Origin of the sequence: Hymenobacter daecheongensis DSM 21074 (assembly GCF_900141805.1) — a bacterium.
GTDB classification, from domain to species: Bacteria; Bacteroidota; Bacteroidia; order Cytophagales; family Hymenobacteraceae; genus Hymenobacter; species Hymenobacter daecheongensis.
This window is the reverse complement of the sequence record NZ_FQYN01000006.1, coordinates 239878-252472: the sequence shown is the minus strand read 5'-3', so window position 1 is coordinate 252472 and position 12595 is coordinate 239878. Positions and strand designations below refer to the sequence as shown.

Below are 12595 nucleotides of genomic sequence, written 5' to 3'. Positions count from 1 at the left end.
AGAACCCTTGACTGAGCAGTTAGGCTAAGGACTGTGTAAGTATGAGCTCGAGAAGAATCAGTCCATTGAGCAAACACACTAGCTGTTAGCTGTAGTACGGCATACCTCTCAAATACATTACCCCTTCGGGCTGGTGGTTACTAGGTCTGAAAAAACACCTCGGCGCATTGAACAAGCTGCAATTACTTCATCAGTGGCCCCATTGCGGTGCTTGGCAATGTCGAATAGAATAGTGTCGGCGGTGGTGGTGCCGTCCTCGTATTCGGCGATTTTGTAGTATTCGCCACGCCAGAGGAAGATGATGCAATCGGCGTCCTGCTCGAGGCTGCCGGACTCGCGCAGGTCTGAGAGTAGCGGGCGTTTCTCGCCGCCGCGCTTCTCTACGTCGCGGCTTAACTGGGAGAGGGCAATGACGGGGGCATTTAGCTCCTTGGCCAGCTCTTTCAGGCTGCGGCTGATACTGCCTACCTCCTGCTCCCGGTTGCCTTTGGTGTCGCCGCGCATGAGTTGGATGTAGTCGACAAGAACCAGACTTAGCGGGTGCTGGGCGTGGAGGCGGGCGCACTTGGCGCGCAGCTGCTGGATGCTCAAGCCGGGCGTGTCGTCAATGTGCAGCTGGTGGCCATGGGTTTGAAGGCGCTGGGCCTGCTGGCGAATGTGGGCTACTTGCTCCAAGCCGCCGGGGAGGTTGCCGCGGCGCAGGTCGGAGTTGCTGTAGCCGGGTACCTCGCTGGCCACCATGCGCTGCATGAGCTGGAGCGTGGGCATTTCGAGACTAAAAACGGCAGTGTTGTGGCCGTGGTCGAGGGAGGCGGTGCGGGCGAAATGCAGCAGGGCGGCGGTTTTGCCCATTGCTGGCCGGGCAGCCAAGATAACTAGGTCGCCGGGCTGCCAGCCGCCGGTAAGGCCGTCGAGTTGGATGAGGCCGGTGGGAATACCGGTCAGGCCCTGCTGCTGCACGGCCTGGGCGAGGCGGTCAAAAGTGGCGTCGAAAGCGGCGGCGGCCGTTTGGCCGGGGCGGGTTTCGAGGGTACGGTGTAGACCGGTTAGATGGGCCTGGGCATCGGCCAGCAGGGTCAGCGGGTCGCGGGTATCATCGTAGCCGTGGGCGGCCAGCTCGGTGCCGGCGCGGATGACGACACGGCGGGCGTGCTGCTCCTGCAGGATGCGGCAATGAGTTTCGAAATGAGCGGCCGAGTTGATTTTGCTGGTGAGGCCGGCGACGAAGGCGGGGCCGCCGGTGCGCTCCAGGGTGCCGCGGTGGCGCAGCTGGGCTACGACGGTGAGCAGGTCGGCGTGGTCGCCTTGCTGCACTAGGTCGCGGATGGCCAGATATACCTGCTGGTGGGCCGACGAGTAAAACACTTCCTTGGTGGGCAGCAAAGCCAGCAGGGTGCGCTGGGCGTGGGCTTCGAGCAGGGCAGCACCGAGTACGGCGGCCTCGAGGTCCAGGGCTTGGGGTGGCAGGTGTCCGCCGGTCGGGGCCGAAACGGCGGCGCGGCGGGCCGGGTCGGTGAAGCGGGTGGGTTTGGTTGGGCTCATGGTGGGTTAGCTCCAGCGGGTGGGGTCAGTGGATTTGGGGGCGGTGCGGGCGCGGGCCGGTGGCGCGGCCTGGCCGTTGCCGTGGGGGCCGGCGGTCTGGAATTGGGGGCGGCGACGCATCCAGCCGCGAAACGAGGCGCGCCAGTCGACCATGGGGGTTTTACCGCTCACGCGCCAGCCATTGCTTTCGTAGTGGTCGTGGAAGGCCGCGGCCTCGGTTTGGGCATCGGCGCTGGCGGGGTGCTGCCCGGCGGCGTAGGCCTGCACTTCGGCCAGGGTTGGGACGACGGTGGCCTTCCTGCGGCTGTCAGCAGGTTTGCTCTCTGCTTGCTCACCTGAATTTTCAACATTGGGAGCGGGCGGGGCGGCGTCAGCCGTCTCCCTCTCTTTTATTGAAGCTGTAACTGAAGATGAAAATGAAGGGGTTGGAATTTGCTTATCCCCGGTGGTTGGGGTTTGGTTGGCAGCTTGGTTAAGCAAAAGCGGGTTTCCGCCCTTTTTGCCGGCGGCGGTGCGTACCTGACGCAGGTTTTCGTCCTTCACCATGCGGCGGCAGAACAGTGCGCCGTCGGTGTCGCGGCGGCTGGCCACGCCGTAGGCCAGCAGGGTGGTTAGAATTTGGTTGGCCGTTTGGTTATCCAAACCGAGGCGGCGGGCAATGACAGTATCCGGCATAGGCTGGCCGTTGACGAGGAGTACGCCGCGCTCGTCGCTGTCGTGCATCATCAACAGCAGCTCAAACCAAGCCCCGCGCTGCGCGAGGTCGAGGGCCTGGACGCCTTGGTCCTTGTGCCAGTCGCCGGGGTAGAATTGGATAGCCGGAAGTTTCATGCGCGCGGTGGCGTGGGCACCAGGAGGACGTTAGTGGTAGCTGGCTGCTCGAATAAGTCAAGCTGGCGGTACTCGGTGCATTTGCCGCGTAGGGCGGCTTCGACTTCGACCAGGGCCGTGGCCAGCGTGGTTTCCAGCAGGCCGGTGTAGGGGTAGCTGGCCTGCTCGTCGTCGAACGATTGGTAGGGTGTAGTCAGGTTGAGCACGCGGCCGGCGGCCAGCTCGCGCTGACCGATGAGGGTAACGCCGCCCTGGTTGCGGCCCATCGAGAAGCCGGTGACGGTGAATGGCTCGAATAGCGTGGGCAGCTCTTCGGACTCGTCGGGCCAGTAGTCGGTTGTCTCGGTCAGCTGCTCGGCCAGCAGGCAGAGGTGCGGCACCAGGCGGCTCAGCGCGTGGGTCAGGTCGGGGTGTACCTGCTCGGTGCAGGTAAGCGCAAAAGCACGGGGTGGCGCTTCCTCACTGCGCTGCTCGATGAATTCGCAGGTGAGGTGCTGGTCTTTGACTTTGACCTTCTGAATGGTGATGATGGAGCGGGTTTCGGGGCTGTCGGGGCCGACGACGGGAAGTAGCTGGGACATGAGCGGGAACGGGGTATTGTGCCGGCAGCGGCTGTCGGCGGTTGATGTTGGAATGAAAGAGGCTGGGGCTACTGGCCGGCGGGACGGCGGCCCCGGACGCGGGCGGCCGGCGCGGTGGCCAGGGTGGCATCAGTGCGGTTGCGGCGCTGCCAGTCGTGAATCTGCGAGAGGAGAATCCGGTCGCCGCGGCTGGACTCGCCGGGCATGTAGTGCAGGCGGCGCGGGTGATGGTCGGGCAGGCGCATGTAGTCGCGCAGCGTTTCGGGGTGCAGGTCGAGGATGTCGGCGGCGCGGGGTACGGCGTAGGCAGGGTCCGGGGTGGGCGTGTCGGCCAGCTGGCGGCGGGCCTCGGCGGCGCAGGCCTTTTCCAGCGACTCGCGCACCCAGGCGTGGTTGTCGGGCATCCGCACGGTGATATGCAGACCGTCGGGAGTGGTAGTGGTTAGCTCCGTCATGGCTGCGGGGACGTGGGGAACTCGGGGAAAAAGCAGCGTCCCTGATGGTACACTAGGGCTACACCGGAAGCCTTGCGGTGGGCAATGATGTGCTGCAGCTGCGTGAGCACCTGGGTGGCGGTGTCGGCGTCGAACTCATAGCGCCACAGCTCTACCCACACAGCTTCGCGGTAGGTCAGGTAGGGACTATCCAGGGCCTCGCCCAAATCGTAGCGCTGGGCATAGGTCGGGCGGGGGTACTTGGCGGTGAATTTGTTTTTGGGGCAGGCCCGGATGGCGGCCTCCAGGGCGGCCGTGGCCGCACGGGGCTCTTCGAGCAGGTAGGGCGCCGGGGGCAGCGGGCGGCGGGGGTAATGCTGGTCGGCTTTTATAAGGAGCATCATAACGAAAGGGACGGTAAGGCGAGTGGGCTATTGATTGAGCAGGTTGAGGTCGTGCAGCACGGCCTGGCTGCCGGCTTCCTTGATGAGGCGGATGGCCTCGGCCACCGCGGGGTGTGCCGGCCGGGCCTTCTGCAGGGCCTTGGAAACGGCCGTGTGGGACATTTTCAGGTTGCGGGCGATGTCGGCAATTGCTCCGTGGGGAAGCAACAAACGCAGGTCGGCCGGCGTAGCTGTGGTTTCAATTGGTTGCATTTTAGTTTTGATATGTTACCTTTGTTGGAGACATGACGCCCAAATGTAGGTAATAGTTACCAAATGTTGCAAAATGACTACAGTGGAACGCAAAAAAATAAGCTCAGTTAGTCCGTTGCCGGAACTGAGCATGGCGGAGCGGCTGAAGGTTGTTCGCCAGGCCCGTGGGCTGACGCAGCAGCAGATGGCTGACCTGCTGGGTATTTCACGGCCTACGGTAGCACAGCTGGAAGGCGGGCGGCACCAGCCGAGCACTGAGGTGCTGGAAACCATTGTCTCGGAGCTGGAGGTTAGCCGCAACTGGCTTTGGTTCGGCGGCGGCCCGATGGACGACTCCGGCACGGGAGGTGGCGAGGTTGTCGTGTTTGGCAAGTTTGCGGACGCTGACCACATCGAATGCCCTTTTATTCCGGTACCGGTGCGGGCGGGCTTCGTGGAACTGATTGCGGCCGAAGGCGACTACGGCCAGTACCAGACCATGCGGATTTACAACCCCAGCCCCGAACTGCGCAAGGCCGGTACGGTGGTGTTTGAGATTGACGGCGACTCGATGGAGCCGCAGCTACGGGCCGGGATGCTGGTGGCGGTAACGCCGGTGCCGATGGCCGACATCAAGTATATCGTGAGCGGGGTCTATGTGGCGGCGTTTGGCAACCAGTTGACGATAAAACGCATCAAGGACAATGACCTGCTGACCAAGCATCAGTTGGTGCTGCACTCGGATAACCCCAAGGCCGGGATGCTGACTGTAGCGGGGGAGGATATTCGCGGCCTGTGGAAGGTGGTGGATATTATCCGGGGAAGGGTGGAATAGCCAGGGAGCCTCACAATAGATTGAGGCTCCCTGCAGGGAGCCTCAGGAATTTGGCCATGAAATTCCTGTCGTTAACCGGGACGAAAACCGGGACGAAATTTTAATAAAGCACCTTTATTGCGTTTTTAAGCGGTTATTACGCACCCAGGAGGGAGCGCTTTAACCCCTTCTACACCGCGTAGAAGGGGTTTTTTATTTATTGCCCCCGGTTTTGCCCCCGGTGTGGACATTGAGGTGTTTTGACTATTGCCATAACAAAGGCCTTTTGCATTGTGCAGAAGGCCTTTTCGGTTAATTTAGGGATGCTTTAGGCAGCTATAAGATTTTGTATAAGGCTACGAACGATGGCATTATTTGCTGAAATTTGACATATCGACAAAGCAAAAGCCATTGATCAAGAAGGTATGCTAACTTTACTCTCACCGCAAAATGCTTTATGACGGAAACAGAGTTACAGGCCTATCTAACGGCTACCTACCCTCGGGAAAACGAACGGCACGAGTGGAAAGAGTACGCTAGCCTGAAACATAATTTTGGCGGCCACGCCGGCGAAGACCTCATTTCCTACGTTGCGGCTTTCGCCAACTTGGAAGGGGGTGTCCTCATCATGGGCCTGCGCGACCAAGGCCACGTCATCACCGGCTTGCAGGACCCCGCTGGCCACACGCCCGAAAACTTGCCCCAGCGCTTAACTACCAAATGCACTAACCTTCCGACCGAAGGCCTGCAAGTAGAGGAGTACGTCACCAGCGACACGGGTAAGCATGTGTGGGTGTTGCATATTCCTAAGCACCGGCCCCGTCGGCCCGTTTTTGCCCACGCCAGTAAGTGGCAGCGCCTAGGCGATAGCCTCATTCCCCTTACCCCTGAGCGTGAAGAGGCAATTCTTCGCGAGCCGCTGCAGCAGCCCGAAGACTGGAGCCGCATTGTTTGCACCGATGCCACTCTGGCCGACCTCGACCCCGTTTCGCTGCAACTCGCTCGTGTCAATTACAAAACTAAGCACCCCAAGCTTGCAACCGAAGTAGACGAATGGGACGACGCCACTTTCCTCAATAAAGCTAAAGTCTGCATCAACGGTCAGATTACCCGTGCCACCTTGCTACTACTCGGCCGAGAGGAAGCCGTTCACTACCTGAACCTGTCCCCCCGCATAACTTGGATTCTGAAGAACGAACGCGGTGAAGAGTTGGACTACCGGCACTTTATGCCCCCGTTCCTGACAGCCGTCGATGAGGTATACACGTTGATACGTAACCTGCGCTATCGCTACATCAAAGACGAAACGCTTTTTCCGGAGGAGGCTGAGATGTACGACCGTTTCGTCGTGCGCGAGGCCTTGCATAACTGCATTGCTCATCAGCAGTACCAAGGCAACACTGGGCGTATCTCTATTGTGGAAATGCCCGACCAGCTGGTGTTTCTTAATGCCGGCCCTTTTCTGCCAGGCACCGTGGAAAACGTTATCCAGCGCGATGCCCCGGAGCCCGACGGCCAAAATCCCTTCTTGGCCGAAGCCATGGTCAACCTGAACATGATTGACACTATCGGCAGCGGCATCAAGCGCATGTTTCGCTTGCAGCGGGAGAAGTATTTTCCGCTCCCCGACTACGAACTGGTCAACAATCTTGTCAAAGTGACCATCATTGGCCGCGTGCTGGATTTGGCTTACGCCCGTGTACTGGCTCGCCACCCCGACCTCACGCTGTCTGAGATAATGCTGCTTGACAAGGTCCAGAAACACAAGGCGCTAACCAACGATGAAGTGGACTACCTCCGCAAACGTCGTTTGGTAGAAGGTCGCAAAGACAGCCTCTATATATCTAGCGGTGTTGCTGCCAAGACCAGCCAAAATGTAACCTACTTAAAGAATAAAGGCCTAGGTAATGCGCACTATGAAGGGATGATTGTAACCTTAGTCGACTCCTGCCAGGGCGTATCTCGAGACGACATTAATGAACTGCTTTGGGACCAGCTACCTCTACACCTATCAGAAGAGGCAAAAACCAAGAAAATTGACCAATTCATTAATAAGCTGCGCCGAAACAAGCGCATACGCAACATTGGTAGTCGCGTACAGTCTTGCTGGATAAGTGGCCAGTCAGAAGCCTCCTCTAACTCCTACCCCAAAAAAGAGGGGCGCCTAGAGACTTCTGAGCAACAAGTACCATTAGACAAGGGATAAATTGTATGGTGCTACAATGACGAAAGACTGACGAAACACTGACGAAAGAACAACAGCAAAAAACCTCTTCCCAGCGCTGGGAAGAGGTTTTTTTGTGGCAATAAATGACGATACGTGACGATACGTGACGATACGTGACGATACAAATGATGATAGCTTTTAGCTTATCAAGGATAGCCTTTTGACATCCTTGTTACTACCTCTCTGATAGCCTTATTAGCCGTTCCATAGTAGCCACCGGTTGATTCATAAGGGTGTCAAATAGTCACTGCTTTGCACCCAAGACAAATCGATTGTAGCGAGATACAGAAAATATATTCCGGTTATAGGAGAACTTCCTTACCTTTGTAGTGTACTACAGAAAAATAAACAAGTGATACCACTCGCAGATCTTATTACAGTCAGCCTAGGCAGCTATGAGAAGCCTCTAAAAGAAGGCTCTCACAAGTTTCTTCTGCCCAGTGACATTGATAGCTCAGGCCAACTCCTTAAAGGAGTAGCTCGCTTTGTCCCCAGCAGTTCTACTACCGACCGCGCCTTACTTCGGATTGGCGACGTGCTGCTGCCAGCAAAAGGGGGGCGTTACGCCGCCACACTAGTGACAGAGGAGTTAGTAGGTTACGCGGCTTCTTCTGGCTTTTTCATCCTACGCCTAGGTCCTAAGGTTGTGCCAGCCTATTTAACTGCCTATCTAAACCACCCCCACACCCAGCGCCGCCTCCAAGGCATCACCAACGCCAGCACCACTGTCCCTGTACTCAACAAAGCAGCACTGTTGATGACCCCCATAGACCTGCCATCCATCCCAGTACAACAGCGCCTTGGCGACCTCCACCAGCTCTGGCTCCGCGAACAACACCTCACAGAACGCCTCCTGCAACAGAAAGCAATACTTTACCAGCATGTCTTCCAAGGCGCCATTCAAAATGCCACCGGCTCATTCCTCACCGCTTAATCCACTTGCTAACCATGAACACACTAATTACTTACGACATCACCATTCGCCATACTGAAGTAAAGTCGGCGATGAAAAACAAGGGATATTTTGATTATTGGATTGCTAATAATCAGAACTACCATTTACCCAATACCTCTCTCTGGAAGAAGGACACCTCCCAGGATACTGCGCTGGCCGACATGCAGCAGGTCATTCAAACACTAAACTATAACCAGCCTCTCAACAATCAGATTCGATTGGAGCGTTGCGTGGCCGTTCCAGCCTACCCTTGGGCAGCAATTCCCGGCGACGCTCATCGCAAATCATAACCATCATCCAAAACCAACCGCGCGCCTCGGCTCTCCCTCCCCATCGGAGAGGGGGCCGGGGGTGAGGTTACCCCTCCAGCACATGACCCCAGAACAACCCATCACCACGCCTCGCGTCTCCCAGGCTGAAATCAACAACATCCTCTGGCGCGCCTGCGACACCCTGCGCGGCACCGTCGACCCCACTCAGTACAAGGACTACATCCTCACGCTGCTCTTCGTGAAGTACCTGAGCGACGTGTGGAAAGACCACCATGCCGCCTACCTCACCAAGTACCAGGGCGACGAGGCCCGTGCCGCCCGCGCCATGCAGCTCGAACGCTTCCAAGTGCCCGAGCACTGCGCCTTCGACTACCTCTACCAGCAGCGCAACGCCGACAACATTGGGGAGCTCATCAACATCGCCCTCGACGACCTCGAAACTGCCAACCGCGGCAAGCTCACCGATGTGTTCCGTAATATCGACTTCAACTCCGAGCCCAATCTAGGGCAGACCCGCGAGCGGAATACCCGCCTCAAGTTGTTGCTCCAGGACTTCGCCGATCCGCGTCTGGACCTGCGCCCCTCTGTAGTAGGCGGCGAAGATGTCATCGGCAACGCCTACGAATACCTCATTTCCCGCTTCGCCGCCGATGCCGGCAAGAAGGGCGGCGAGTTCTATACCCCCGGCGAGGTAGCCGAGCTTCTGGCCCGCCTGCTCAACCCCCAACCCGGCGCCCGCATCTGTGACCCTACCTGCGGCTCCGGTTCCCTGCTCATCAAGATGGCCCGTCAGGTGGGCTCACGCAACGTAGCCCTCTATGGCCAGGAAATCAACGGCTCCACCTACGCCCTGTGCCGAATGAATATGTTCCTGCACGGCCTCGACGATGCCCAGATTGAGTGGGGCGACACCCTGCGTAACCCCCGCTTGCTCGACGGCGAAAACCTGCGCCGCTACGACGTGGTGGCCGCCAACCCGCCCTTCTCCCTCGACAAGTGGGGCCACGACGAAGCCGGCCTCGACCGCCACGGCCGCTTCTACCGCGGCCTGCCGCCCAAGAGTAAGGGCGACTACGCCTTCATCCTGCACATGATTGAAACCACCCTCGACGGCCACGGCCAAGCCGGCGTCATCGTGCCCCACGGCGTACTGTTCCGGGGTGGCACCGAGGGTAAGATTCGCCAACGCCTCATCGAGGAAAACCTGCTCGATGCCGTCATCGGCCTGCCCGCCAACCTCTTCTTCGGCACCGGCATTCCAGCCGCCATCCTATTGTTCCGCCGGGGCCGCACCACCGACGACGTGCTCTTCATCGACGCCAGCCGCGACTTCGATGCCGGCAAAAACCAGAACCGCCTCGGCGAGGCCCACATGGCCCGCGTGGTGACCGCCTACCGCCGCTACGAAACCGAGGAGCGCTACGCCCAGCGCGTAACTCCGACCCAACTGCTCGAAAACGACTATAGCCTCAACATCCCGCGCTACGTGGATACCCAAGAGGCCGAAACGGTCATCAGCCTAGTAGATACCCAGCGGGAAATTACTAGGCTGGAGGGCGAACTGGCCGCCGTGCGCGGCCAGGTACACACCTACCTGCGCGAGTTGGGCATTAACGTGGAGGCGTAAGCATGGAGACGATGGAAATGACTACTGCAGCGGCTGTCGAGAAGCAGGGATATAAGCTGACGAAGCTGGGTTGGATACCAGAAGAATGGGACGTTCGGAAGCTCGATGATGTCGCGGAGATTCACAATCACCTACGCTTTCCACTAAGTGAGACTGTCCGAAAAGGGATGCAGGGACCATATCCATACTATGGCCCTACAAAGGCCCAGGACTACCTGGACCATTTTAGAGTGGAGGGGAAGTATGTGCTGATTGGAGAAGATGGCGACCATTTTCTGAAGTTTCAGACGCACCCGATGACGTTGCTGGTCGATGGCCAATACAACGTGAATAACCACGCTCACCTTATCAAAGGCACCGAAAGCTGCGAGACAGAATGGGTGTATTGGTTCTTCAATTCGCGCGACCTTACTAACGATATTACCCGTCAAGGTGCAGGACGCTACAAGCTGACTAAAGATGCGCTCAAACGGTTACTGCTAGTCGTGCCTCCAGTGGCGGAACAGCGAGCAATTATTAATATCCTCAATGGTCTAAAAATTCAGGAAAAGGTCATTCTTGCATTGGTTAAAGCCAAAAGCACCTACAAAAGCGGCCTGATGCAGCAGTTGCTGACAGGACAGTTGCGGTTTCCCGAGTTTCAGGGGCAGCCGTGGCATGAACAGCGCATAAGCTCGCTCATTACGGAGAGCCGTATCCCCGGCTCGAATGGTAAGGCTGCCAAAAAGCTGACTGTAAAGCTGTACGGGAAAGGAGTACTTGCGAAAAATGAGCGCCAGATAGGTAGCGTAAACACGAAATACTACGCGCGCAAAGCTGGGCAGTTCATCTACAGCAAACTCGATTTCCTGAATGGTGCTTTCGGTCTGATTCCCGAAGAGCTTGATGGGTACGAAAGTACCCTCGACTTACCAACCTTTGACATAAGCCCAGAAGTTGACGCCAGCTTACTGCTCGCCTACTTCTCACGAGAGGAATTCTACGCTCGCTTCGCCGACATTGCAGCCGGTGGTAGAAAAGCAGTTCGCATTGGTCCGGAGGAACTATTGAAAAAGAAAATCCTCCTTCCTTCCCTTCCCGAGCAGCAACGCATTGCCGCCGTGCTCAACGCCTGCGACCAGGAAATAGAGTTGCTCCAGGCCCAGCTCCGGCAGTGGCAGCAGCAGAAAAAGGGCCTGATGCAGCAGCTGCTCACAGGCCAGCTACGGGTGCCTAATTCTTTATAAACGCTTTAAATATACCCTATGACCTCCCAGCAAAAAATCACAGTAGAAAAGTCGCTTGCACAGCTAGAAGCGCTTAATCTTAATGAGCTTGCCAAAAAAGCCTACAGTGGCAAGGACCTCCGCAATGTGGTAATCAGTGACTTTAAGTTGCTCGAGTTCATTGCCATGTTCAACCGTGCCATAAAGCAGTTGCGGGCTGAACTGGACCGGGGCAGTTGGCAGCTAATGTTTCACACCTATAATGATCCGGAGTTAGGGCAAGCCGCTATAAACCAGCAACTGCAGCAGATGCTCAGCTATCTAACGGGCAACTATACGTTTGATAACGTTCTCCCCCAGCTGCTTTGGTTGGTTCATTATCAGATGCAGGGCGGCTTCTGGGAAAAATCGAAGCTGCGCATCCACTCAGTAGAGGAGCTACAGTTACAAAAAAACCAGGATGCCATTGCTTTACTACAGGCTGAGGTAGAGCGACGAGTCACCGAAGTAGACGTGCTCAAGGAAGCACTGCAGCAAAGCCAGCAGGAGCTAAGCGAATACCACACCTTGAAGCAGCAGGAGTTCAAAACCATCACTAGCAACCAGCAGCAGTCCAGCGAGCTGCTCAAGGAAATTCGTGACTTCCAGACCGAGGCCAGCACCGCCAATGCTACAATTTCTGGTATTGTGGAGCAACAGAAGCTGTTGATGGCTGACTCGAAAGAGAAGTTAGCAGAGGACCATGAAGAGTACAATGCAATTGTCAAATCGCTTGAGGGCATACGTGGCTCTGCTAAGGACCAGCTCTACGAGTTAGGCGAAAAGGATGAACGCTTCGCTGAAATCCTTCAAAACGCTACAGAGAAAGAAGCGCTTATTCTAAGCAGACAGCAGCGCATAGACGAGCTTCTGGGTTTTGCAGCTGATAGTGCTCTGGGAGGTACATTCAGTCGTCGCCAAAAAGAATTAGTGTGGCCAGTACGCATCTGGGCTGTAGTTGCGATTGCGGCGGCAGTATTTGCTCTGTGGTGGGTGTTACACATCTTCACACAGTTCCCCAGCCACGGCGACGGTGGGTTCAGTTGGTCTGTTACTCTACTAAACGTGGTACGCACTTCTCCCGCTTTCGCACTGCTGTTCTTTGCTATTGCGCAATACAACAAGGAACGCAACCTGCAAGAAGAGTACGCCTTCAAAGCGGCTGTATCCATGACGGTAACCGGTTATTCTGACATGATTGATTCTGAAGCAGAGAAGACGGCCATGCTTGTCAGCGCCATCCAAGGCCTCTACACTCCCCCCTCGCTCGGTAAAGAATCCACACCGATGATTTTCAGCACCAAGCACCTAGCTGATGCCACCAAAAACGTGGTAGACACCGCTACGGCCCTTAAAACAACCGCCAACGATTTGGTATCAGCCGCTAAGGCGTAATCTGCTTCGACGAAGCTTTCCCTAATTCAGTACTACTC

General features: G+C 57.0%; 13 protein-coding genes. 6 read left to right on the top strand and 7 right to left on the bottom strand.

The features are described from left to right. Window positions 1-117: 117 nt before the first annotated feature. The 6 genes from dnaB to BUB62_RS13195 all read right to left on the bottom strand — a co-directional run bounded on the left by dnaB (window position 118) and on the right by BUB62_RS13195 (window position 4044). Complete coding sequence (gene dnaB, locus BUB62_RS13220; RefSeq protein WP_073110777.1) at window positions 118-1542, bottom strand: replicative DNA helicase; 1425 nt, start codon at window positions 1540-1542, stop codon at window positions 118-120. 6 nt (window positions 1543-1548) lie between these two features. After that, window positions 1549-2373, bottom strand: coding sequence for a hypothetical protein (locus BUB62_RS13215; protein ID WP_073110775.1), 825 nt, complete (start codon window positions 2371-2373; stop codon window positions 1549-1551). Further along, on the bottom strand, window positions 2370-2954 hold the full coding sequence (locus BUB62_RS13210) for a hypothetical protein (RefSeq protein ID WP_073110774.1): 585 nt from the start codon (window positions 2952-2954) through the stop codon (window positions 2370-2372). Before BUB62_RS13210 ends, BUB62_RS13215 begins: the two co-directional genes overlap by 4 nt. 68 nt (window positions 2955-3022) lie before the next feature. Continuing rightward, complete coding sequence (locus BUB62_RS13205) at window positions 3023-3409, bottom strand: hypothetical protein (RefSeq protein WP_070735610.1); 387 nt, start codon at window positions 3407-3409, stop codon at window positions 3023-3025. Beyond that, window positions 3406-3792, bottom strand: coding sequence for a hypothetical protein (locus tag BUB62_RS13200; protein WP_073110772.1), 387 nt, complete (start codon window positions 3790-3792; stop codon window positions 3406-3408). Before BUB62_RS13200 ends, BUB62_RS13205 begins: the two co-directional genes overlap by 4 nt. Before the next feature lie 27 nt (window positions 3793-3819). Beyond that, window positions 3820-4044 (bottom strand): hypothetical protein, encoded by a 225-nt coding sequence (locus BUB62_RS13195; RefSeq protein ID WP_073110771.1) that lies wholly within the window; start codon window positions 4042-4044, stop codon window positions 3820-3822. A 73-nt stretch (window positions 4045-4117) separates the two neighbouring features. Between BUB62_RS13195 and BUB62_RS13190 the strand changes: the two genes are divergently transcribed. Both BUB62_RS13190 and BUB62_RS13185 read left to right on the top strand, forming a co-directional pair. Beyond that, window positions 4118-4858 (top strand): LexA family transcriptional regulator, encoded by a 741-nt coding sequence (locus tag BUB62_RS13190; RefSeq protein ID WP_084539060.1) that lies wholly within the window; start codon window positions 4118-4120, stop codon window positions 4856-4858. Between the two features lie 436 nt (window positions 4859-5294). After that, window positions 5295-7043, top strand: a complete 1749-nt coding sequence (locus BUB62_RS13185; protein WP_073110767.1) for an RNA-binding domain-containing protein — start codon at window positions 5295-5297, stop codon at window positions 7041-7043. A 691-nt stretch (window positions 7044-7734) separates the two neighbouring features. Here the strand turns inward: BUB62_RS13185 and BUB62_RS13180 are convergent. Next, window positions 7735-7956, bottom strand: coding sequence for a hypothetical protein (locus tag BUB62_RS13180; protein WP_073110765.1), 222 nt, complete (start codon window positions 7954-7956; stop codon window positions 7735-7737). A 56-nt stretch (window positions 7957-8012) separates the two neighbouring features. Between BUB62_RS13180 and BUB62_RS13175 the strand changes: the two genes are divergently transcribed. The 4 genes from BUB62_RS13175 to BUB62_RS13160 all read left to right on the top strand — a co-directional run bounded on the left by BUB62_RS13175 (window position 8013) and on the right by BUB62_RS13160 (window position 12557). Next, on the top strand, window positions 8013-8309 hold the full coding sequence (locus tag BUB62_RS13175; protein WP_073110763.1) for a hypothetical protein: 297 nt from the start codon (window positions 8013-8015) through the stop codon (window positions 8307-8309). Window positions 8310-8391: 82 nt separating this feature from the next. Continuing rightward, the gene (locus tag BUB62_RS13170; protein ID WP_073110761.1) at window positions 8392-9918 is read left to right on the top strand and encodes a type I restriction-modification system subunit M; all 1527 of its coding nucleotides are present in this window, start codon (window positions 8392-8394) and stop codon (window positions 9916-9918) included. 2 nt (window positions 9919-9920) lie between these two features. After that, the gene (locus BUB62_RS13165) at window positions 9921-11144 is read left to right on the top strand and encodes a restriction endonuclease subunit S (protein ID WP_073110759.1); all 1224 of its coding nucleotides are present in this window, start codon (window positions 9921-9923) and stop codon (window positions 11142-11144) included. A gap of 18 nt (window positions 11145-11162) precedes the next feature. After that, a complete protein-coding gene (locus BUB62_RS13160; protein WP_073110757.1) occupies window positions 11163-12557 on the top strand; it encodes a hypothetical protein in 1395 nt (464 codons plus the stop codon). The last annotated feature ends 38 nt before the right edge of the window (window positions 12558-12595 follow it).

Excerpts from the sequence above, each read along its gene's own strand:
- BUB62_RS13165 (WP_073110759.1), top strand. The coding sequence starts at position 9,921 with ATGGAGACGATGGAAATGACTACTGCAGCGGCTGTCGAGAAGCAGGGA.
- BUB62_RS13200 (WP_073110772.1), bottom strand. The coding sequence starts at position 3,792 with ATGATGCTCCTTATAAAAGCCGACCAGCATTACCCCCGCCGCCCGCTG.
- BUB62_RS13185 (WP_073110767.1), top strand. The coding sequence starts at position 5,295 with ATGACGGAAACAGAGTTACAGGCCTATCTAACGGCTACCTACCCTCGG.
- BUB62_RS13210 (WP_073110774.1), bottom strand. The coding sequence starts at position 2,954 with ATGTCCCAGCTACTTCCCGTCGTCGGCCCCGACAGCCCCGAAACCCGC.
- BUB62_RS13170 (WP_073110761.1), top strand. The coding sequence starts at position 8,392 with ATGACCCCAGAACAACCCATCACCACGCCTCGCGTCTCCCAGGCTGAA.
- BUB62_RS13190 (WP_084539060.1), top strand. The coding sequence starts at position 4,118 with ATGACTACAGTGGAACGCAAAAAAATAAGCTCAGTTAGTCCGTTGCCG.
- BUB62_RS13175 (WP_073110763.1), top strand. The coding sequence starts at position 8,013 with ATGAACACACTAATTACTTACGACATCACCATTCGCCATACTGAAGTA.
- BUB62_RS13205 (WP_070735610.1), bottom strand. The coding sequence starts at position 3,409 with ATGACGGAGCTAACCACTACCACTCCCGACGGTCTGCATATCACCGTG.
- BUB62_RS13160 (WP_073110757.1), top strand. The coding sequence starts at position 11,163 with ATGACCTCCCAGCAAAAAATCACAGTAGAAAAGTCGCTTGCACAGCTA.
- dnaB (WP_073110777.1), bottom strand. The coding sequence starts at position 1,542 with ATGAGCCCAACCAAACCCACCCGCTTCACCGACCCGGCCCGCCGCGCC.
- BUB62_RS13215 (WP_073110775.1), bottom strand. The coding sequence starts at position 2,373 with ATGAAACTTCCGGCTATCCAATTCTACCCCGGCGACTGGCACAAGGAC.
- BUB62_RS13195 (WP_073110771.1), bottom strand. The coding sequence starts at position 4,044 with ATGCAACCAATTGAAACCACAGCTACGCCGGCCGACCTGCGTTTGTTG.